Here is a 21,370-nt window from a genome sequence, read left to right as displayed (position 1 = left end):
ACGGCCTCCTGCCCCTGCCTTCGTTATTGCTGGTTAAATCATGACAATCTTGGTGACTTTCACTTCTAATTCTCTTAATAGAGCAAGTCAGTAAGTCGGTGAAAAAATTTATCAAAATGTAACAAAAATTTAATTAAAGCGATTAGACCAAAATAGTTATGGTTGAGGCGATCGCAGCTATTTATCCAACTCAAAATCTACGCTATGCGGCGTCATCCAAGGTTCAATTCAGTTTTTTCAACAATTGAGTGTATCAAAAACGCTGCGATGACTTTGCTGGTCATATCTTGGGATGGATTTTGTTTGAAAAAATTCTGAATATTATGAATGTTATCAACAAGGTATAGATAACCTAGAACTAGTGAATACAGCATCTGAGAACTGATTTATGAGAAAGCATCGAGATGCCGTTTTTATCGTCAATTGTTTTTAGTCACTTCCAGCCAAGACAACATTCTGCGACCAATTTTTTGCTACGAGTTTAGTTGCAATTAACTTGAGCCAATCTTGTTGATTAGATCTGCATAGTTGTAGTGCTGAAATTTATTGAACTTACAACAAATCTTTTATGGCATGGTGATTTCTGTTATGCCTAAATATTGTAGTGACCAAGCAAGAGATGAACTTTGGTTAATGATGGGAGGTGGAGTTACAGCAGGATTAGCTGGTGGGGTTCCTGGTGTTGGCGCGTTCAACTTCCAAACTAGTCTAACTGCTGTACAGGCAGCTGTAATCAGTCGAATTGCTCAAGTTTATGATGTAGATTTATTACCTGCTGGTGGCGCAGGTGCGATCGCAGCTGCAATCATAGCTATGGGCGGAGGACAACTACTTTTCAGGATGGGTGGTATGATAGCAACATTTGTTCCTGGCATCGGACAAATTGTTCAACCTATAATTGGAGCTTTTGCGGTTAAAGCATTTGGCGAAGTTGCGATCGCCTACTTTGAGAAGATGTATCCTCAAAAAATTTACAGTCCAAGCAAAAACTAGTGGCCCGTCGTCTGTCCTCTTTGATAGACATCTTGCCTGTTCCACAAAATAACATTTTCTGGCTATTAAAGGTTAGAATTAGATAACTATGTTATATCTATAATTTCACTTCACAACTAACTAACTTGCAAGTTTAGAGATTCCATGAGTAAATTTCAAATTAATATTGACTTCAGTAGTGTAGATTTAGCCTCGTTAGAAACAGAAGAAGATTTCAAAAGAGAAGCAAAAATATTACTACCTCAAGCACTTGTAAAAGTTGGTGAAAATGTAGGTGAACAAACCTGGGAAGAATTACAAAAAAAATTAAACAAACCAGGAGCTAAAAGTAAAGGTTCTCCTAATGAAAAACGTAAGTTTATTCAAGAGACAGGAAAGGTTTATCAGCGTAATGCTAGCAGCAGAGATAAACAAGAATTAGAAGACTATATAGTAGAGCAACTACGCATCTTTCAAAATCAAACGGCTAGTTAAATAATTCGTAATTCGTAATGATGCGACGCTCCTGTGTCGCTCTAAGCGAAGCTATGCCGCAGGCTTTACGCTGCGCTAACGTAATTCGTAATTAACGCAGGTCGCAGGTCGTTTTTGTAACGGTGAATTTATAAAGCGCTCCAAAAACTTTGGACGAAGTCCGGTTTTAGACCTGATTGTTTTGATAAGCCACGATAGTTCTTGGGCGAGATTTTCTAGTTTTCTTGAACTAACAAAACCGATTTCACAGGTCGCTTGATGAGATTGCCCTGCAAATCCACCTTCCCGTAAATGGTTTTGCCATTGTAATCAAGCGAAGACGAACTCCCTCCATCTAAGTTCATCGCTTTTTGGACACCGAGAGTTTTGAGGAAATCTGCCAGCGCTGGTAAGGATATTCCAGAGTTAGTGGGGTCTGAGGTTTTTTGAGCCATCATTACTAAAACAACAGTATCGTCATTAGTAATACCTACAGCTGTTCTGGCGTTAGGTTGGTTGCTGCCGAGTGCATCCCGTCCATTGGTAGTATCTACAAAACCCTCTTGCACTGAGGTGAGTTGTGGTAGTAAGCGCGGGCCAGCACCTATAGCATCGACTAATCGACAACCTGCTGGTGATGACTCCCTGTGCGGAACAATATCATAGCGAATGGTCTGTCCACATAGGTAGCGGCGGAATTCTGTGCGATTGAAAATTTGATTGAGGTAAGGTTTTAATTTGGGATTATCCACTAATCGCTCATTTTGCTTGGGATCAGCAACGAGTTTTCCTTGTAAAATTACGTAGGATGTGGATTTTTGGTTTACTGGGTCAAAAAAGCCTGCATTAAAGATTGCGATCGCTCGATGCTTTTGGGCAAATTCCTCTACTGTGCTTACCTTCGGCGATAATGCAGGAGTTACCAAAAATCGACTATTAGTAGGAATTAACAAGACATGAGCTATACCTTGGGGCAAAGTGCGCTCAAAGTAGCGGATAGTTTTTGGTGGTGAAGACGCAACGGTTGGGACAACAGAACCAGAGGAATGCAAGATTAACCACATTCCCAAACTAATTAGTGTCATAGCCAGTAGCCAGATTTTTCTCACTTGTTTTTACCAAAATATGGAATTGGGAATTGTCATTCTCCGCGTCCCCCTACCCTTCTCCTATCGGAGACGCTGCGCGAACGGGAACGCTTTCAGCGAACGGGTTCGCAGTCGCCTGCGGAGGGAAACCCTCCTTTACTCGCTGTCTCACCGCGTCCCCTCATCTTTGCACTCCCTCGTCAGATTCATATAGTCGTTTGGTGTATCAATATCAATCGCACCTAATTCAAAAGGAACGCCAAACACTTGATTGAAATGTTTCTTAATCAAATTTCTTGCACCAACATTCTCACCCAAGCTTGCGAGTTCCGAGAAAAATATCTGATTAAACAAAGCAGGTACACCGAATGTTTGTGCATATTGAGAAGCAACGATAGGTTTCCCTGTAGAATGATATCCTGTGACTAAGAGATTAATCACTTCAGCAGAAACGAACGGCTGGTCGCAAACAATAATAACCGCTGCATCTATACTTTCAGAATAATTTGCAAGTGCCAAAATTCCACTTTTAATAGAAGCACTCATGCCCAAATTCCATTGGGGATTTTCCACCACCTGCACATCCGGTTGATTAACTTCAGGAAATATTGCTTGGGCATTAGCCCCCAAAACAACTACTATAGGTCTACATACAGAAGCGATCGCACTTTCAAGCGCATGGCGAATTAAACTCCGTCCCTCATAGGGCAAAAGTTGTTTAGGTGTACCCATACGAGTTGACGCACCCGCCGCCAAAATAATAATGGCAACCATGATCAAAATCTCCCCTCTTGGAAATGGGGAGTGGGGAGTGGGGAGTGGGAGTGGGGAAGAAATTTTCTCCGCGTCCCCGCGTCCCCGCGTCCTCTTCCCCTAAACCCTTATACCCCTACACTCCTAGTTAGTTTTTCCTTAACTTCATGTCGTTGATGAATTGGTGCAGTGCGGTTTCGCAGAAAACCACCACAACGATTTGTCAGCACAGCTTGAATTTCAGCAATCATCGATAAAGCGATCGCTTCAGGCGTGTCTGCACCAATATCAATGCCCACAGGGCCATATAATCTTTGTAGCTGTTCTGTAGTGTAGTCCATACCCTCAGCATGTAAATCTTCGAGTAATCTGGCAGTCCGATGCTTAGGGCCTAAACAACCTATATATACAGCAGGCGATCGCAATAATAATTTGAGAATCTCTAAATCATCTAAATAATTATGAGTCATCACTACAGCAACAGTATATTTATCCACACATACTTGTTGATCTAAAATCTCGCGGCGAGTCAGAATCACCTCATCAGCCATTGTTAAACGTTCTTTGGTTGCCTCATTAGCTCGACAATCAACAATAGTGACATGCCAACCCAAAGCTTTAGCAAACTGCGCTGTTGGTACAGCATCATGGCCTGCACCAAAAATTATCAGGCGTGTGGGTGGTTGAATTACTTCAAGAAAAACATCAACAATACCTGAGAATAATTGATATTTATTAACACTTGAATGTTGATTTTTGAGAGCGATTTGAGCATCTTGAGTCAGAGCAGCAACTAAAGAAGATTCTGCAATATTAGTAGTTATGCTATTATCGAAATTCAGCATGAAGCGTGCCCCGATATTAACATTAACTGTGCCTTCCACACCAAAAACAGTTGCAATAATCCCCGGTTGCTGACGAAAAAAACATTGTTGAATAAAAGCTATAGGATTAAGAGAATTATCTACATCTAGGTGTTCAATTAGTACTTGCACTACACCATTACAAGCCAGTCCAAATCCCCACACAATATCTTCATCAGCATTAGTGTCATAGGTGACAACAATTGGCTGCCCATCTGGCATGGATGAGCGGGTGTGGTGAAAGACATCATTTTCTAAACAGCCACCACTAATCATGCCTATCATTTGCTCTGCTTGTGTGATCAGCATTTTGGCACCTGGTTGACGATAGGTAGAGCCTTTAACATTCACCACAGTAGCGAGAAATACTGGTTCAGCATTGTGTTGACTTTCTGCAAAAGTTGCCAAGATAGCGTGTAGCTCGTTCATTGTTAGGGAGTGGGGAGTAGGGAGTGGGGAACTCGGGGCCCTCTTATGGGTAGGTTTTTTAGATTTGGCGTTTTGGTTGAGGCGGGGACGCGGGGACGCGGTGAGACAGCGAGTAAAGGAGGGTTTCCCTCCGCAGGCGACTGCGAACCCGTTCGCTGAAAGCGTTCCCGTTCGCGCAGCGTCTCCGATAGGAGAAGGGTAGGGGGACGCACAGAAAGATTTCGGAACGAAAAAATAGGTTTTTTCAGACTGAATATGAAAAACCTACCCTTGAAAGGAGTGGGGAGTGGGGAGCAGGGGGAAGGTTATATATAGCTCCCCCTTGCCTCCTGCCCCTTGTTTCTTTTCCATTCTCCATTCCCAATTACAACAACTTGTCAGGTGTGATGGGTAAGTCTCTGATGCGCTTGCCTGTAGCATGGTAAACTGCATTGGCGATCGCAGCTGAAACACCTGTGATGCCAATTTCACCTACACCACGGACTCCGGCGGGGTTGAAGTTGAGGTCTGGTTGCCCAACGAAGGCTACTTGAATGCGCGGAATGTCTGCGTGGGCTGGGAAGTGATAAGTAGCCAAATCGTAAACTACGGGATAGCCGATATTTGGGTCTAGGTGAGACTCCTCCATGAGAGCTTGTCCAATACCCATGATGACACCGCCTCGCACTTGACTGGCTGCTGTCTTGGCGTTGATGACTTGTCCAATGTTCATGACTGACACCCAACGAGTCACTCGTAAGCGTCCGATTTCTTCATCGATGCTGACTTCGCAAAAATGTGCGCCCCAAGATTGGAATGCCCATTTCTTGGCTTCAGCACCGGGGGCGGAGGATGCTGTGGCTTCTAAAGCTGAGCGTCCCGACTGACGGAGATTGGTAAATGCTTCTTGCGCGGTCTTCACTTTCGCAGTTTTGAGGACTTGCTGACAGGCTGACATGACTGCTGGCACAAGGGATGCTGTCATCATGGAGCCACCAGCTAAACCGCCATCAGGTAGTAGGGAGTCGCCCAACTCTACGCGTATTTGTTCGACGGGTAGCCCCAATTCTTCTGCGGCGGTGGCAGCGACTACGGTATACGCACCAGTGCCCATGTCATTGCCAGCGGTGAGAATATGGGCGGTACCATCTGGTAGGAGCCGCACTTTAACTGTGGCTTTACCCCGCAAGCCGGGAAAGGTTGCTGCTGCCATGCCCCAGCCTATGAGTTTACCATCACGGGTGAGCGATCGCGGCTGCTTTGGTCTGTCTTTCCACCCAAATTGCTCTGCACCAACTCGCAAACAGTCGGCAAAGTATTTAGCTGAGAATGGCTGCCCCTTGCGTTGATGTTCCTTGGTTTCGTTTTTGAGGCGCAGTTCTACTGGGTCAATTTTGAGTTGCCAAGCCAGTTCATCCATGGCTGACTCTAACGCCCACAAACCAGGGTTTTCTCCTGGGGCACGCATAAATGTTGGTGTGCCGATGTTTAGGACTGCCAATTCTTGCTTCATTCGCAGATTGGGTGTTGTATACATGACTGGAGTGATACCTGTACACGGTTCCGCGAAAGTATCTACTGGGGAAGTGCTGGATTTGACTTGGTGATCAATCACAGTCAGACTGCCATCAGCAGTTGCTGCCAAGCTGATAAGTTGCTCAGTTTCCGAGCGGTGTCCTGAGTTCGCCGTCATTTGCCGCCGACTGAGAACGACTCGCAGAGGGCGCTTGACTTGGCGAGCCGCCGCCGCGCAGAGAATGCCGTGAGGCCAGGGGAAGGCTTTGCAACCAAAAGCCCCACCCAAAAAAGGTGTAACAATCCGTACCCGTTCTGTTGGTAGCCCAAAGAGTTCTGCATAAGTACGCTGGGTTCCTGCTACCCATTGGGATGGCTCGTAAACAGTGAGTGAGTCTGCATCTTGCCAGTGGGCAATGATGGCATGGGGTTCCATGGGTGCGTGCAGTTCGGTAGAAGTTTTGTAGGTGGCTGCAAATTTGGTTGTGCCACTTGCCATGCCGCTAGTGATGTTCCCTTTCTCAAACTTGAGTTCTTCACCAAATTGGGGTGGAGGCTCTTTCAAGGAGGCTTGTTTGACATCAATTAGTGGCTTTTGGGCTGTATATTCGACCTTGACTAAGTGCGCCGCATCTCGTGCCCGCTCAAAGGTGTCTGCTACTACCAAGCCGATGATTTGCCCTGCATAGTGAACTTTGTTATCTGATAACGGTAAACGAGCTTCGTAGATTTTCGAGGTAACAAAGTCGTTGCTGGGCATGAATACCTTGGGGGCGTTTTTGTGGGTAAAAACTGCGATCACTCCCACAGATTTTTCTGCTGTGCTGGTGTCGATGCTTTTGATTTGCCCATTGGCAATGTTAGCAGTGACAAGATAACCGTGAACTAAATTCGGTATTTGATGTTCAGCGGCGTAGGTTGCTGTGCCTGTAACCTTAGCTCGTCCGTCTTTACGGTTGACGGCAGTTCCAATTACTTTACTCATACGACGCCTCCTCCTTTAGCTGAAACTGTGAGCGCCCGACGTATTGCTCGCTTGGCCATATCAACTTTGAAAGCATTGTGGGTTAGGGGCTTGGCTCCCGCAAGCGCAATTTCTGCTGCTTGTTGAAATGTTGTAGTGTTGGCAGGCTTGCCAATGAGAAACTTTTCTGCTTCTGTGGTTCGCCAAGGTTTGTGAGCGATACCACCCATGGCTAAGCGGGCATTTTTGATTTGCTCACCTGTTAACTCAAGAGCAGCCGCTACTGAAATTAAAGCAAAAGCGTAGGAAGTGCGATCGCGTAATTTCAAATAAACCCCCGATTTGGCAAAGGGCATCGGCCCCAGAGTTACAGCAGTAATTAACTCACCCGGTTCGAGGTTGGTATCTCGCTGGGGTGCGTCCCCTGGTAAACGGTGAAAGTCTGTTAAGGGAATCTGCCGCTTGCCTTTGGGGCCTTCTACATCCACGACAGCATCTAAAGCCGCCAGAGCAACGCACATATCCGAAGGATGCACCGCAAAACACTGCTCACTAGCGCCTAAAATCGCGTGCATTCGGTTGATACCTGTAGCGGCAGGGCAGCCAGTTCCGGGTTGTCTTTTGTTACAGGGGAAAGCAGTATCGTAGTAGTAGGGACAACGGGTACGTTGCAAAAGATTACCGCCCATAGTTGCCATATTGCGGATCTGTTGCGATGCCCCAGCGAGAATTGCCCGTGATAACATCGGGTAGTTGCGGCGAACATCGGGATGATCTGCCACTGCTGTGTTACTTACCAACGCTCCTATACGCAAACCGCCGCTACTTGTGCGTTCAATGCGCCCCATCTCTAAGCGGGAGATGTCGATGAGTTGTGATGGCTCATCCAAAAAAACTTTCAGGCGGTCAACTAAATTTGTCCCGCCTGCGATATACATAGCTTTTTGGTCAGTTTTTGCCCGTTGCAGAGCATCTTTCACCGAGGTAGCGCGGATGTAAGTAAAGTTGTTCATGCCGGCATCTCCTGGAGTTCGCTGATGATCATAGTTGCTGTCGGTGAAGGTGGTTTTTGCCCAGCTACCTGCTGCACTGCCGCGACGATGCCGTTGTAGGCGCTGCATCGACAGAGATTACCGCTCAAGCGCTCCTTAATTTCTGCCTCTGAGAGTTCCGCCAACTGTGGAGGACGATTTAAATCTTGTGTGACTACACTGGCACACCCACGTTTAACTTCTTCAACTAAAGCAACAGATGCACAAATTTGTCCTGGTGTACAGTAGCCGCATTGAAAACCGTCGTTATCAATGAATGCTGCTTGCATGGGATGCAGAGTATCACCCTTTGCTAAGCCTTCGATGGTAACAATTGCTTTACCTTCCTGCATGACTGCTAAAGATAGGCAAGAATAAACACGCTGACCATCAATTAAAACAGTACAAGCACCACACTGACCATGATCGCAGCCTTTTTTACTGCCGACAAGACCCAGGCGATCGCGCAAAGCATCCAAGAGTGTCACACGTGGCTCAATATTTAAGGTTCGTGGTTGGCCATTGACGGTAAGTGTTAGATCCATATTACCTTCCGAGCTTTGAATAACTTCCTTAGCCGCGGTTGTCTGGTTGATAATTGCAGGAGCAGCAATAGCTGTTCCCGCTGCTGTCAGTGCTTGTCCCAAAAAGTTGCGTCGAGATGTTTTTTCTGCTCTCTTTTTAGAAGGTTCCATTAATTTTATTCCTCTAGCCTGCATTAAAGCTTTGGTTCTTTAAATGCTCTTTAGTTTCTTCTCTGAATCAAAGTTTAACAAGTAAAGAGAATTTAGATAACAGTTTAAATAATATCAAACCTAAGATAGATATTTTTTATTCTTCAGATAGAATCTTTGCTCATAAAAGTCAAGTATAGAACCCCAAAATTAGCAAAACTCAATCAAAGTTACCTATACCAAATGAATTGGTATAGCCATAAAAAAGCCTTCTTGCAAAGTTCGACGGGACGGAAACCGACCCGGCCGACTTTGCGCTGCAAAACGCAGGCAGAATAATTATTTAAAAAAGCTTAGTTACGTGTGACAAGTTCTTTTGTTACATTTTTTTTCATGCAGTCTTGAACGACCTGAGCATAGTTAACAGGTTCATAATACAGAATAATGAATTTCTGATAAATCTGATGTTCAAGAGCTTCGTACCCTACAAGATGCCATTCATGATTGGAATTGTCATAGTGTCCAAACGTTTGAACGCTCCACAAATTACCTTTCTTTTTATCAAGATTAGATTCTATTTCTTGGATAAAAATATCAGCATCATAACAACCGCTTCCACCACCATCAAGCATAACTGATGGGCTATTAGGTAACGGGAGATTAATGTAGAAAAAGCTTGGTGGATTATTTTCCCAAATCTCTAAAAGTCTTGACTTTACGTTCATATTTAAACTCCTTTATCGGTACAATACCAGACACCTTTTTTTAGAAAGACTCTAAACTTTTTAGCAATAGACCCTTGTAAAGACGTTCCATAGCACGTCTCTACTCACAGATTTATAATCATCATGTGTTGAGGCGATCGCTTTGACGATATCTTTCTCATAACCGCCAATCAGGATATCATTGCGATCGCCTTACTGTATTCTGCATGGGTTAGTAATGAAATTTCTAGGGATTGATTTAGGTTGGAAATCCCAACCAAGCGGACTATGCTGCTTAGAATTGATAGATGGACAACTCCAACTACTGGATTTAGATCGTCAAGAATTCATTGCAGATATCCTCACCTGGATTGATAAATGCGTACAACCAGACGAACCAGCCATCATCGCCGTAGATGCACCTACCTTGATCCCCAACGCTACTGGGAGTCGCCTCCCCGACAAACTCACCCATAAGCACTTTGGCAAATATCACGCCGGATGCTACCCAGCCAATCAAAACCTCCCCTTCGCAGAACGTACCATCAACTTTGGACTAGAATTAGAATCTCGTGGTTTTGCCCACGCACCCACCATCGAACCACAAAAACCCGGCAGATATCAAATAGAAGTTTTTCCGCATCCAGCAATAGTGCATCTATTTGGCTTAGAACGCATCCTCAAATACAAAAAAGGACGCCTCAATGAGCGTCGCTTAGAACTAAGCAAACTTTATAATTACATTCTCGACATTTTACCTACTTATCAACCTCCTCTGCGCTCTGTGCGCCTCTGTGGTTCGTTCCCTTGCGAAATTCCTACCACAGGTGCAACCCTCAAAGCAGCCGAAGATAAACTAGATAGTCTCATCTGTGCGTATGTTGCTGCATACTGGTGGTATTGGGGAGAACAACGTAACCTAGTACTAGGCGATCGCACTACTGGTTACATTGTCGTCCCCCAAAGAATCGTAGTTTTGGGCGATATAGAATTCGCTACTACACAGGCGAAGTCCACCTCCGTGGACTAACCAAAAACTATGTTTTTCAAACCCACAGAGGTGGGTTTTGTTTGTGTAGCCAAGCCAGTGCGTTGGGGAAACACTGCGTTGCGCGGGTTAAGAGCGTTGAAGCAAGTGTTGTCGGCTTTGCCGACTTGTAGACGCCCGGAGGGCGGCTTCCCACAGGGTAGCAACTGGCGCGCGATTTCTAATCGCTTTACTCTGCCCAAGCAATCAATCTTGGTTCATAAGGACTAGACAAGTATTGATTTTTCGGCAACACACGCAAAGACAAGCCTTGCAAACCAGAGGTGGTATAAGTGATGTTGGCAGTGTAAATACTTAGTTTTTGTGTATCCTCTCCTTGGTAATCCATGATCACTGGCACAGCGTTGACAATCTCACCGTTGGCATCGATCGCACCTTGATATAACTCTACCTGCACATCATCATTAGTCATAGTTGCTAAATCAAGCTGGGCTTTGACGGCAACGGTTTGATTAACTTCGATGTCTGATGCTGCGGATACGTTGATATCTTTGATTTTGATATTAAACCAATGTTCACTGAGTTTTGCTTTCCAAGCAGCGAGTTCTTTAGCAGGGGCGTAGTTATCGATAGTTAAAGTATGATAGCGATCGCTGGCTGGGAAATAAGCCCGCCCAGCATATTCTCCCACCATCCGCGCTGTATTGAAAAACGGACAATTCAGCCGAATTGCATCTTTCATTTTGGCAACCCAAGGACGGGGTAAGCCATCGGTATCGCGGTGATCATAAAATAGGGGTACAACTTCCTTCTCTAGCAAATCATAGAGAGCGTTGGCTTCGACTTCATCCTGATAATTGGGATCTTCGTAATTCTCTCCATGTCCAATTGCCCAACCTGTGCGGACGTAATCAGCTTCATCCCACCAGCCATCTAGAACACTTAAATTGGGTAATCCATTCATTGATGCTTTCATGCCGCTGGTACCAGAGGCTTCGCGGGGACGACGCGGTGTGTTTAACCAAATATCGCAACCCGCCACCATCAACCGCGATATGTGAATGTCGTAGTTGGGAACAAACACCACTTGTTTTTCTAAGTGTTGTTCGCGGATAAAGTGGTTGATATCGCGGATGAGTTCTTTACCGGGAATATCTTTCGGGTGTGCTTTACCAGCAATCACAAATTGGACTTTGCGGTGTTTGTTACCTAGCAAAATCCGTTTGATGCGTTCTAAATCGCGCATCCACAAGGTAGCACGTTTGTAGGTGGCAAAGCGACGAGCAAAGCCAATTGTTAAAGCATAGGGATCTAAAACTTCTTGTGCTTGGACAATTTCTGAGGAAGAAGCGCCGCGATCGCGTAAGTGCTTGACTAAATGTTCGCGAACATACAAAATCATATCCAAACGGCAGCGTTCGTGATTCCGCCATAATTCCTCATCAGGAATTGCATCCATCCGTTCCCATAATGGGCTATCTATTGATGCTGATGACCAATTTGGCCCTAAGTAGCGATCGTACAACTCTTGAGTTGATTTCGCCACACAACTACGGGCGTGAACGCCGTTAGTAATTGCAGCGATAGGTACTTCCTCCACGGGGACTTTCTTCCATAACCCTTGGAACATTTGCCGTGACACCACACCATGCAGCTGTGCCACCCCATTAGAAAATGTCGCCATTTTCAGGGCTAGCACCGCCATACTAAAGGGTGCAGACAAATCGCCTGTATTCTCGCGTCCCAGTCCTAAAAATTGCTCTTTGGGTAAGTCAAAGATATCTGCATAGTAGCCCAGATAGTACAAAATTTTGTCAGGGGCGAACAAGTCAATTCCCGCTGGTACTGGTGTGTGGGTAGTAAAAATGTTGCTAGAAGAGACTATTTGTTTAGCTTGGGCATAATCTAAACCCTCTTCTTGAATTAAGATGCGAATGCGCTCTAGGGCGGAGAAGGCAGCGTGACCTTCATTCATATGGTAGGCTGTAACCTCATATCCCAAAGCTTTGAGCATCTGCACACCACCAATACCCAGCATGATTTCTTGGTGGATACGCATATCAATGTCGCCACCATACAACTGATCTGTGATGTCGTGATCGTAAGCTTTGTTGGGTTCAATGTTGGTGTCCAACATATAAAGTGGCACCATTCCCACCTGCACACGCCAAACTCTGGCGTATACCTTGCGTCCTGGATAGTCTACAGCAATCCGCAATTCTGAGCCATCGGGATTACGCTCTAGGTGCAAAGGCATATTATAAAAATCATTGATGGGGTAGCGTTCTTGCTGCCAGCCATCGGCGTTGAGATACTGGGCAAAGTATCCTTGTTGGTAAAGTAAGCCGACACCTACTAACGGTAGTCCTAAATCACTAGCGGATTTGAGGTGATCCCCCGCCAGAACACCCAAGCCTCCAGAATAAACAGGTAAACAATCTACAAGTCCAAATTCAGCCGAAAAGTAAGCGTAGCATTCTTTTGGTTTGTTGCTGCGTTGCTTTTGATACCAAGTGCGTTCTTGAAGATAGTCTTCTAATTGGCGAAAGGCCCGATCCATTTGCGCTAGAAAGCCTTCATCTTCAACAACTTCCAAAAGCCGTGCTTGACTGATTGTACCTAACATCAATACAGGATTATGACGACTAGATTCCCACAAGTCAGCATCTAAGCGACGAAATAAATCTTTGGTCTCAACGTTCCAATCCCAGTGCAAGTTCTGTGCCAGCCGCCGCAGCGGTTCGAGTCGCGGCGGTAGGGAGGGGGAAACGTTAAATGTGCGAATTGGCTGCATAGGTTGGCAAAACTCCAAGGTTAGCTATGGTTATTGTTTACTGTCTTTTCCCAATGTTGCCAATTCTTTATACTGTGTTTGTAATAATGCCATGACTTTGTTAAGCATTGAGAATTATTCTACTCCTCGCTGCTATGGTTTACACCAAAGATGTTTTTAATTCTAGGCGTTATCTTAAACCAAGTGCTAATTTTATAAAAATTTAATTATTCGCTGAGTTAATTTTTTATTTAGATTTAATTATTTTTTAATAAAAATTCAGTTAAAAAAAAGATCAGGGCTGCGCTGAAGTTACCCAAGCAAAATTTGAAGAAAATCTAAAATTTTACCAAGCAGTTGATTAGGCGATCGCCAACTGCTTGGTATCAAAAGTATACAATAACTTAGTCATGCAACATTATTAAGCACCTAAAGGAGGTTGGTCTTTGGTATTTTTCGACATACTCAAAGCAATAGCAGCGGCATAAGCAATTTCTGCTGCTATTTGATAAGCAAGTTTAATATTTGAGGAAGTGTCTTTATTTTGAGAAGAGAATGCAGCTTTTTTGCGACGCGATTCTTGCTTCACCTCACCCGCACTGACAGCTCGTTGCAAAATAATCCAGGCATCTAAATCTTCAGAATCGTAGTTATTTTGAATAAGCGATCGCATCCTATCTTCAGCAGCAGCGCTCAAATAGCCTGTTTTTAAAGCTTCTTGGACAATTTCTTGCATAAGAATCATATATGAAACCAAATGTGTAAGTCAAAATTAATACTCAGATCAGTCTAATATTCTTTTATGGAATCCCCTTGAAAACTAGAGTATATTTAATATTTCATTCAATAAGAATTTATAATGAGCCATGTCACGCACGCATCACCCGCTTGGCTCACCTGATTGGGTGATTTACAAATTTTTCAATATGAGTAAAATACTCTGCGCTACAAACTAAGGGTGTCATACCGCCAGTCCCTTTTACAAACCTATATGTAACCTATTTAGCACCAAAATTATCACGATGAATAAAAAGCTACATAATGGCGATCGCTAAAGTAAAAAAATTAGCCAATTAGTGTTTTTTAATTGTTAAGTAATCATCAAAATTGGCCTGATAAAAGTATTCCACAAAAAATAAAATATGTTATGGTTAGAAGCAACTGTTATCAAAGTTCACTCATGTCGTCAGGAGTGTGATTTTGTTAGTTAGTTTGTAAATCATCCGTGTGCAACATGATTGGAGCAGCATACTCTAGAAATTCGTTGCAAGAAAGTCGTCATAGCAATCGGGGAAGCGCTTACTTGTTTGCACCGATGGTTAACTTCAATGTGATGGCTGAAGTGGGAGACACTCCACCCTAAAAGGGTTTTACTTGAGCAAAGCTCCCGGAAAAATTCAACAATAACTACATTTAATGGTAGGCAGAAAATTTACCTAGCCTTTAAAATTACATATATAAATGTAGTTGTGTTAGAAAATAGCTTATTAATTTGAGTTGTTTAAAAAACTCAAAAAAACCTGGTGAGTAAATAGACTCCAGGTAAACAACTCTATTTATAATTAAATGATAAGCTTTGGAAATTTTCCGGATAAACAAGATTTTAGCCTGTCTAAACCAGCAAATTTTCATATTTGACAATTTAATAGTTTGAGGTTTGACTCGACAATGCAATGATATTAGCTGATTAATTAGTTCAGCAACAATAAGCAATATCATTACATACCCTTCAGGATAGGGAACAGGGATAAAAACTTTAGTTGTGGGTACAGAGCCGCACTCCAAAAAAGATGTTTTGAAAAACAGTGTAATTGTTTTAATGTCACTATTTGCAAGTAGGTTCCCCTATTAAGCGTTGCCGTTCCCTGTACCCTTTGAATTAGATCGTCAAACCTAAACTTAAGTTTTCCATTATTTGGCAAACTATCTAAAAATATGTAAACTTGCCGGAACGCAATCAATTGTACTTAAAAATTGATATATACCAGCGTGATTGGTATGAGTAGCAGGCAGAACCAAACCCAAATCAATTCTCCAGAACGTCAACAATAGTTTACTTGAGAGATATTTAGCCATGAGCAACAAGCAATATTCCTCAAAATGGCAGCGCCTGCAAGAAGTTTTAATCATTACCTTATTAGGTGATATTCCGACAATTGCTCTAGGGCCAAAAATCAGAAAGTTGATATATCGTAGTATTTTTGCAAATATAGGTAGACAAATATATATCCAAAATGGAGTAGAGTTTATCGGTACTTCTGGGATTGAAATTGGCAATGAAGTATATATTTTCAGAGGTGTACGCATAGACGGCAGAGGACACAGAAATAATAGAGTTTATCTAGGTAATAAAGTCGCAATTGAGCGTAACGTTGATATAGGGTGTTTGGAAGATACTGTCATTCACATTGATGAAGAAACCTTTATTGGCCCTAGCGTGTGTATTGAGGGGCCAGGAGATATAAAAATTGGCAAGCACTGCCTAATTGCAGGTCACTCAGGGATATATGCAAATAATCATAATTTTGCAGATCCCATAGAACCAATCAAAAATCAAGGTATAACTCGCAAGGGAATTGTGATTGAGGATAATTGTTGGCTAGGACATGGAGTTACAGTTCTAGATGGCGTTACCATCGGTCAAGGCAGCGTCATTGGTGCGGGAGCAGTTGTGAACAAAGATATTCCTCCCTTTTCCGTTGCTGTAGGTACACCAGCACGAGTCATTAAAAGCCGACTTGCAAGAGTGGGAGTGGGAGAAATGAGGGAGATAAGGAAGTAATTTTCTCCATGTCCCCGCGTCCCCGCGTCCTCGTCCCCAGTCCCCAGTCCCCAGTCCCCAGTCCCAGTCCCCAGTCCCCAGTCCCCAGTCCCAGTCCCCAGTCCCCAGTCCCCAGTCCCCACAATTTGTGTTATGACTGAGAGGCGATGTTTGACAACAGGTGGAAACCTTTGCTGTTATTCAACGTCACGACAATGGCAAACTTACACATAACTTTTTTGTTTGAAAAAAGCTAAATATGCGACAAAACCTAGTAATCGCAAGATGGTAACTCAAACTTGAGTATGATAAAAAGTTCTCCACGCTAACTAGAGTCCTCCAAAAAAGGGACAAGATTTGGGTAATATATAGGAGCTATCTTTTCTGCATGGCAGATTCTGAGAGAAACCCTCTTTGTCATACCCCTTGGAGATTTTTTATGGTGACATTAAAAATTGCTGTTTATATTGTTGTTGCCTTCTTCGTGACTATCTTTATCTTCGGATTTTTGTCGAATGACCCAGCTCGTAACCCCGGTCGTCGGGATTCGGAGTAAGGCGACTAATCCGCAACTACCGGAAGGCGGAAAAAATAGACGCCATAAACACTAAGCAAAACTTATGTACAAACTTACATGAGTTGAGAAAAAGATTGAAGGCAAAGGAGAAGAATTATCCTTTGCTTCTCCCTTACCAAGCTTCTCCAAAAAGTCTAGTGTCCTACTCCGGATAGCTTGCTGCAAGTAGGCAGAAGGCAAAAGTCGGAAGGCAAAATGTAGAATTGATCCTTCCGGCTGCCATTTGGCTGTTTGTTAGCTCGATTTTTCTCTGATATGCTTCATCCTGTTCCGCCGCCTGCTTTTCCTTCTATCGTTAAACCTGCCCAACCCGCAAATCCCATCGCATCTGCTGGTAAATTCAACTTCCATTCAACTATTGAAACTAAAACGCCAAAAAGCCAAGAAAAACCCCAGCAGCAAAAATATCTACCTCAGTTAGCAAGTGCGACCGACAATGGGAATTATCGGCATCTATCAACTCCTATCAACACAACTCAATTAGTTGCTGAAACCCCATCTTTACCAAGTACCTCAGAAACATCACCAGAATTTTCACCCCTTACTGCTTCTGGGAGTGCTGTATTATTGGGCGAACCGCTGACAATTGGTAATCCTATGCAAGAGGTGACAGCCTCTGCGGCGCAAGTATTAGCCAATAAATTAACTCAACAAAGAAAGCAAAGTCATAATCCTGCACAACAATCTCCAGGAAAAATCAATCTCTCTGAATCTGCTTTAGATAATGCAGCAAATTCTCAGTCGATCAAAAATACTATAGAATTCAAGTCTCGCAAATCGACAAATCAACCTTCAACACCCATCACGATAGAATTTGAGTCAGATATTCAACAAGCTCAACTACCTGCATCTACACTACAATCTCAACCCACAAAACAGCCACAAAGTCAACCACCTAGTACAAATGTGCCGCCAGTCAGACCTAGAGTGGTAGAAGTGACTTCAGATAAGCAAGAGTATGATGAGCAACGGCGAATTATTACGGCTGAAGGCAATGTAGTGGTGCGATTTGATGAGGCGGTTGTGGATGCCGATCGCCTACAAGTGAGTTTGGATAATTTGATTGCTGTGGGAGAAGGCAACGTCGCCTTAACAAGGGGCGATCAGGTACTGCGGGGACAACGTTTTACTTATAACTTTGTCCAAGATACTGGCGAACTGCAAAATGGTAGAGGAGAGATTTATGTACCCTCCGCTCAAACGGATTTTGCTTTCTTGCCAACTGATGTGACAGCAGGTGGAGTACCCAAGCGTCCGCTAAGCGATCGCATCAGGGCCAATCAACCCACTTCAGGTGTCGGCAGTCCTGGAGGACTGAATATCACCTCGGGACGAACTGAGGGTAGCAATGTCCCACCGCCAAGTACAGGAGGTGAAGTTAATCGCCTACGATTTGAAGCCCAAACAATTGACTTCTATCCGCGAGGTTTCCAAGCCAGAGATGTGCGAATTACCAATGACCCTTTTTCACCCCCAGAATTAGAGTTGCGTGCATCTAAAGTTACTCTCACGCGGGAGTCTCCCTTGGTAGACCGTGTTAATACACAGCAACAACGTTTAGTATTTGACCAAAAATATTCCGTACCTATCCCCGTAGATGGGCAGACTATTGATCGTCGAGAGCAGGAAGTTACCCCGGCAATAGTCTCTCCTGGCTTTGATGGAGATAAGCGGGGTGGTTTATTTCTGGAGCGCGGTTTTGTGCCGATTAATACAGAACAGGCACGCTGGACAATTACGCCGCAATTTTTAGCTCAAAAAGCTGTGCAAGAAGGCCCTAATGACATAGCAGCGTTATTTGCGGTGAAATCAAAGTTAAACGTTGTTTTGAGTCCACAAGCTGTAATTGAAGGTTCTGGTGATTTAACTAGCTTAGACTTAAACAAAGTCGAAGAAAATTTGCGGGCAAGTCTGCGATTACGCCAGTTATTAGGCGATCGCAATCCCCATACATTGAATTTAGAATATAGCTACCGCGATCGTCTCTACAATGGCACACTTGGTTTTCAAACCGTCCAAAGCAGTCTTGGCGGCGTCATCACATCTCCTGTGATTCCTTTGGGTAAAAGCGGTATTAATCTTAGCTATCAAGGAGGCGCTCAGTATATCAATGCCAACACAGATCGTCTAGACTTGCTAGAAACGAATCGGGATAATGATCGCATTTCGCTAGGTCGCTTACAAGCTAGTGCCGCCTTGAGTACAGGCATAGTACTATGGCGCGGGAAACCATTGCCACCTACGCCAACCCAAGGATTACGGTATACACCTAATCCAGTAGTGCCTTATTTACAAGCGATCGCTGGCGTTACAGGTACTACTAGCTATTACACTAACGGTGATAATCAAACTACTCTGATTGGTACGATTGGCTTAGAAGGACAGGTTGGTCATTTTTCTCGTCCCTTTTTCGACTACACCGCTTTTAATATCCGCTATTCTCAAGGTATAAACAGTGGATTATCCCCATTTTTGTTTGATCGCTCCGTTGACAATAGAGTGTTAAGTGCTGGAATATCACAGCAAATTTACGGCCCATTTCGCTTAGGCTTTCAAACAACAATTAACTTAGATACAGGAGAAGAAAGTAGTACAGATTACATATTAGAATATAATCGTCGTACCTATGGCATCACTTTGCGTTATAACCCGGTGTTGCAATTAGGCGGCTTTAGCATCCGCATTAGTGACTTTAACTGGACTGGTGGCACCGATCCCTTTTCTAATGATGAGGTGAAGCCAGTTGTGGGTGGCGTGCGACAAAATAATTAAATAATTCGTAATTCGTAATTCGTAATTCGTAATTCGTAATTAAGTTTTGTAATAGGGATTTAACGCGCAGTTGTTCATGGGGGAAACCACGCCACTTGCTTTAATCCGGGAAACCCGTCCAACGCAGTGGCTCCCCAAGATCACACTGCCTCAACTTTGTAAGACAACCCCAACACAAAACTTGCTGATTATAGAACTGGGGGACTTAAACCTACGGAACTCGTTAAATTTTATCCCAAACCTTAGCATAATAAGTATTAAAGAAATATCTTGGATTACTTATGAGTTTGTCAGATCTCCCCAATCTTTGGGTTCCGTTAGCACTTCTAGGTTTAATTGTGCTTGCTGCGGTGTTTTTTAGTATCAACGATTAGAAATCGCGTCTACACAGACAAAATCCATCTACCCTTGTTTTGTCGGAGATGCTCTTGCTAGCTTGCTTCCCTAAAGAAGTACGAAATCGCTAAGGGTGAACGTGGGTTTAATAGTTTTGATTTTGTGTTAATTCGCAGAGGCGGACTTTGCTTGTATAGTAGCGAATTATATTCGCTCAAAAGTTTTAAAACAACCTCTACTGTTTAGATTGAATTCGCTGTAATAAATCATAAAAAGATTGCCAGTTATCTTCTTGAGCGATCGCATCCCAAACAGATTCTATAATAGGTCTTAACAATGCTGTTTGAGGATTTTGCTCTGCCAAAGTTTGAGCGATCGCATTCATATTTTCTGGGTCAAAATCATTCAAAATTTTATGGTAAAGTATACACCAATTATCAAAAATTGCTGATGTGCCCAATGCTGGCACAACATCTGAATTATTCAAGACAAAAGCTGGTTCATCCCGCCATTTAGATGAAAAGGTACGAGCCATTTCATAAAAGAACTGATGATAGCCAACTTGGCTTTCTTGCAAAAATGCGATCGTTAGATGCAAAAGTTCATCAGCTTGTGGATGTTGCAACTCTATAAAGCCTAACTTTTTCAACATCAAAGCCTTGTACTCAGCATGATAATCCTGATGAAAGCTAGCTAATCCTGCCTCCAAATCCCCTTTATCAATCACCGCTTTCAAAGGTTCCTGGAGCATTTCTAAATTTAACTGACAAATACTTGGTTGCTGACTGTAACAATAGCGTCCATAATAATCAAAATATGCAGCTATAAAATATGGGTCATAAGTAGGAATAAACGCATAAGGGCCATAGTCAAAGCTTTCTCCGGTAATTGACATATTGTCGGTATTAAGAACCGCATGACAAAAGCCAACTGCCATCCATTGTGCTACTAATTTGGCAATTCGTTTCACTAATTCTGCATAAAACAGAGCATACTTATCTTTTTCGGTGTTGAGATCTTGGTAATATTGCTCAATTACATGGTCTAGCAGCTTTTTAGTCAAATCTGGACGCTGAAAAAAATGCAATCGCTCAAAAGTACCAAAGCGAATGTGTGACATACTCATTCTGATCATCACAGATGAACGGGTTGGTGAAGGTTCATCTCCACGCCACAGTGATAAACCTGTTTCAATCATGCTGAGACAGCGGGAAGTGCGTACTCCCAAGTAGTGTAATGCTTCCGCTGCCAGAACTTCCCGTACCCCACCCTTGAGTGTTAGCATTCCATCACCACCACGAGAGTAGGGCGTTCTCCCAGAACCTTTTGTGCCAAAATCGTATAGTTCGCCATCAACAGCGCGTACTTGTCCGTAGAGAAAGCCTCTACCATCACCCAAGCGTGAATTATATTCACCAAATTGATAGCCGTGGTAACGTAGTGCTAATAAGGGTTTGCGCTCTTGAAATTTGCCAAAGGCTGTGATGAAATCTTCGTCTGTGACTGTTTGGGAATCTAACCCCAAACGAGGTAACAGTGCATTGTTGCGCCAACGTAAGATGTGTTGAGGAAATTCCGCCGCCACAACTTCGTCATAGTAGTCATTGCCTAGAGATTCTAAGGCAGGTTCGTAGTTGAGGGTAAGAAAAGGATTGCTAGAATTCTTGTTGTTTGGAGTTTCAGCCAGAGTCATTACGAGCAAAGCTTAATTTATTTC

The 21,370-nt window shown here is 43.5% G+C and carries 17 protein-coding genes; 7 read left to right on the top strand and 10 right to left on the bottom strand.

Annotation, left to right across the window (positions count from 1 at the left end; all coding sequences use genetic code 11):
* The first annotated feature begins 573 nt into the window (after positions 1–573).
* Together AC5JMF_RS25065 and AC5JMF_RS25060 are read left to right on the top strand one after the other, a co-directional pair.
* A complete protein-coding gene (locus AC5JMF_RS25065; protein WP_495798414.1) occupies positions 574–993 on the top strand; it encodes a hypothetical protein in 420 nt (139 codons plus the stop codon).
* A 144-nt stretch (positions 994–1,137) separates the two neighbouring features.
* Positions 1,138–1,467 (top strand): hypothetical protein, encoded by a 330-nt coding sequence (locus AC5JMF_RS25060; RefSeq protein WP_495798413.1) that lies wholly within the window; start codon positions 1,138–1,140, stop codon positions 1,465–1,467.
* A 215-nt stretch (positions 1,468–1,682) separates the two neighbouring features.
* Here AC5JMF_RS25060 and AC5JMF_RS25055 read toward each other — a convergent pair whose 3' ends face one another.
* The 7 genes from AC5JMF_RS25055 to AC5JMF_RS25025 all read right to left on the bottom strand — a co-directional run bounded on the left by AC5JMF_RS25055 (position 1,683) and on the right by AC5JMF_RS25025 (position 9,467).
* Positions 1,683–2,531 carry a phosphodiester glycosidase family protein gene (locus AC5JMF_RS25055; protein WP_495798412.1) on the bottom strand — a complete coding sequence of 283 codons (849 nt, stop codon included), beginning with the start codon at positions 2,529–2,531 and terminating at the stop codon, positions 1,683–1,685.
* Positions 2,532–2,702: 171 nt separating this feature from the next.
* On the bottom strand, positions 2,703–3,308 hold the full coding sequence (locus AC5JMF_RS25050; RefSeq protein WP_495798411.1) for a nucleotidyltransferase family protein: 606 nt from the start codon (positions 3,306–3,308) through the stop codon (positions 2,703–2,705).
* Between the two features lie 107 nt (positions 3,309–3,415).
* On the bottom strand, positions 3,416–4,579 hold the full coding sequence (locus AC5JMF_RS25045) for an XdhC family protein (protein ID WP_495798410.1): 1,164 nt from the start codon (positions 4,577–4,579) through the stop codon (positions 3,416–3,418).
* 364 nt (positions 4,580–4,943) lie between these two features.
* On the bottom strand, positions 4,944–7,058 hold the full coding sequence (locus tag AC5JMF_RS25040; RefSeq protein WP_495798409.1) for a xanthine dehydrogenase family protein molybdopterin-binding subunit: 2,115 nt from the start codon (positions 7,056–7,058) through the stop codon (positions 4,944–4,946).
* Entirely contained in the window at positions 7,055–8,050 is a 996-nt protein-coding gene (locus AC5JMF_RS25035) for an FAD binding domain-containing protein (RefSeq protein ID WP_495798424.1), read from the bottom strand. Before AC5JMF_RS25035 ends, AC5JMF_RS25040 begins: the two co-directional genes overlap by 4 nt.
* A complete protein-coding gene (locus tag AC5JMF_RS25030) occupies positions 8,047–8,763 on the bottom strand; it encodes a 2Fe-2S iron-sulfur cluster-binding protein (protein WP_495798408.1) in 717 nt (238 codons plus the stop codon). The genes AC5JMF_RS25035 and AC5JMF_RS25030 overlap by 4 nt, the downstream gene beginning before the upstream one ends.
* 332 nt (positions 8,764–9,095) lie before the next feature.
* Positions 9,096–9,467, bottom strand: a complete 372-nt coding sequence (locus AC5JMF_RS25025) for a hypothetical protein (protein WP_495798407.1) — start codon at positions 9,465–9,467, stop codon at positions 9,096–9,098.
* Positions 9,468–9,684: 217 nt separating this feature from the next.
* Here AC5JMF_RS25025 and AC5JMF_RS25020 point away from each other — a divergent pair, with 217 nt between their 5' ends.
* Positions 9,685–10,476 carry a DUF429 domain-containing protein gene (locus tag AC5JMF_RS25020; RefSeq protein ID WP_495798406.1) on the top strand — a complete coding sequence of 264 codons (792 nt, stop codon included), beginning with the start codon at positions 9,685–9,687 and terminating at the stop codon, positions 10,474–10,476.
* 187 nt (positions 10,477–10,663) lie between these two features.
* Here AC5JMF_RS25020 and glgP read toward each other — a convergent pair whose 3' ends face one another.
* Both glgP and AC5JMF_RS25010 read right to left on the bottom strand, forming a co-directional pair.
* Complete coding sequence (glgP, locus tag AC5JMF_RS25015) at positions 10,664–13,228, bottom strand: alpha-glucan family phosphorylase (protein ID WP_495798405.1); 2,565 nt, start codon at positions 13,226–13,228, stop codon at positions 10,664–10,666.
* 400 nt (positions 13,229–13,628) lie between these two features.
* Positions 13,629–13,943, bottom strand: coding sequence for a hypothetical protein (locus AC5JMF_RS25010; protein ID WP_495798404.1), 315 nt, complete (start codon positions 13,941–13,943; stop codon positions 13,629–13,631).
* Between the two features lie 498 nt (positions 13,944–14,441).
* On the opposite strand from AC5JMF_RS25010, the gene AC5JMF_RS25005 reads away from it, so the two are divergent.
* From AC5JMF_RS25005 to AC5JMF_RS24990, 4 genes are all read left to right on the top strand, one after another.
* Entirely contained in the window at positions 14,442–14,570 is a 129-nt protein-coding gene (locus AC5JMF_RS25005; RefSeq protein ID WP_495798403.1) for a hypothetical protein, read from the top strand.
* A 711-nt stretch (positions 14,571–15,281) separates the two neighbouring features.
* Positions 15,282–15,989 carry an acyltransferase gene (locus AC5JMF_RS25000; RefSeq protein ID WP_495798402.1) on the top strand — a complete coding sequence of 236 codons (708 nt, stop codon included), beginning with the start codon at positions 15,282–15,284 and terminating at the stop codon, positions 15,987–15,989.
* Between the two features lie 418 nt (positions 15,990–16,407).
* Entirely contained in the window at positions 16,408–16,524 is a 117-nt protein-coding gene (locus AC5JMF_RS24995; RefSeq protein ID WP_495798423.1) for a photosystem II reaction center protein I, read from the top strand.
* Between the two features lie 276 nt (positions 16,525–16,800).
* Positions 16,801–19,317 carry a DUF3769 domain-containing protein gene (locus tag AC5JMF_RS24990; RefSeq protein WP_495798401.1) on the top strand — a complete coding sequence of 839 codons (2,517 nt, stop codon included), beginning with the start codon at positions 16,801–16,803 and terminating at the stop codon, positions 19,315–19,317.
* Positions 19,318–19,888: 571 nt separating this feature from the next.
* Here AC5JMF_RS24990 and AC5JMF_RS24985 read toward each other — a convergent pair.
* Positions 19,889–21,346 carry a protein adenylyltransferase SelO gene (locus tag AC5JMF_RS24985; protein ID WP_495798400.1) on the bottom strand — a complete coding sequence of 486 codons (1,458 nt, stop codon included), beginning with the start codon at positions 21,344–21,346 and terminating at the stop codon, positions 19,889–19,891.
* Between the last annotated feature and the right edge of the window lie 24 nt (positions 21,347–21,370).

The sequence above is a fragment of the Desmonostoc vinosum genome (assembly GCF_059505385.1).
The sequence above is the reverse complement of the archived record's forward strand: the minus strand, read 5'-3'. Positions and strand labels throughout refer to the sequence as shown.

Coding starts and splice junctions, on each gene's coding strand:
- AC5JMF_RS24985 (WP_495798400.1), bottom strand. CDS start 21,346: ATGACTCTGGCTGAAACTCCAAACAACAAGAATTCTAGCAATCCTTTT.
- AC5JMF_RS25045 (WP_495798410.1), bottom strand. CDS start 4,579: ATGAACGAGCTACACGCTATCTTGGCAACTTTTGCAGAAAGTCAACAC.
- AC5JMF_RS25000 (WP_495798402.1), top strand. CDS start 15,282: ATGAGCAACAAGCAATATTCCTCAAAATGGCAGCGCCTGCAAGAAGTT.
- AC5JMF_RS24995 (WP_495798423.1), top strand. CDS start 16,408: ATGGTGACATTAAAAATTGCTGTTTATATTGTTGTTGCCTTCTTCGTG.
- AC5JMF_RS25030 (WP_495798408.1), bottom strand. CDS start 8,763: ATGGAACCTTCTAAAAAGAGAGCAGAAAAAACATCTCGACGCAACTTT.
- AC5JMF_RS25035 (WP_495798424.1), bottom strand. CDS start 8,050: ATGAACAACTTTACTTACATCCGCGCTACCTCGGTGAAAGATGCTCTG.
- AC5JMF_RS25065 (WP_495798414.1), top strand. CDS start 574: ATGGTGATTTCTGTTATGCCTAAATATTGTAGTGACCAAGCAAGAGAT.
- AC5JMF_RS25055 (WP_495798412.1), bottom strand. CDS start 2,531: ATGACACTAATTAGTTTGGGAATGTGGTTAATCTTGCATTCCTCTGGT.
- glgP (WP_495798405.1), bottom strand. CDS start 13,228: ATGCAGCCAATTCGCACATTTAACGTTTCCCCCTCCCTACCGCCGCGA.
- AC5JMF_RS25005 (WP_495798403.1), top strand. CDS start 14,442: ATGATTGGAGCAGCATACTCTAGAAATTCGTTGCAAGAAAGTCGTCAT.
- AC5JMF_RS25040 (WP_495798409.1), bottom strand. CDS start 7,058: ATGAGTAAAGTAATTGGAACTGCCGTCAACCGTAAAGACGGACGAGCT.
- AC5JMF_RS25025 (WP_495798407.1), bottom strand. CDS start 9,467: ATGAACGTAAAGTCAAGACTTTTAGAGATTTGGGAAAATAATCCACCA.
- AC5JMF_RS25010 (WP_495798404.1), bottom strand. CDS start 13,943: ATGCAAGAAATTGTCCAAGAAGCTTTAAAAACAGGCTATTTGAGCGCT.
- AC5JMF_RS24990 (WP_495798401.1), top strand. CDS start 16,801: ATGCTTCATCCTGTTCCGCCGCCTGCTTTTCCTTCTATCGTTAAACCT.
- AC5JMF_RS25050 (WP_495798411.1), bottom strand. CDS start 3,308: ATGGTTGCCATTATTATTTTGGCGGCGGGTGCGTCAACTCGTATGGGT.
- AC5JMF_RS25060 (WP_495798413.1), top strand. CDS start 1,138: ATGAGTAAATTTCAAATTAATATTGACTTCAGTAGTGTAGATTTAGCC.
- AC5JMF_RS25020 (WP_495798406.1), top strand. CDS start 9,685: ATGAAATTTCTAGGGATTGATTTAGGTTGGAAATCCCAACCAAGCGGA.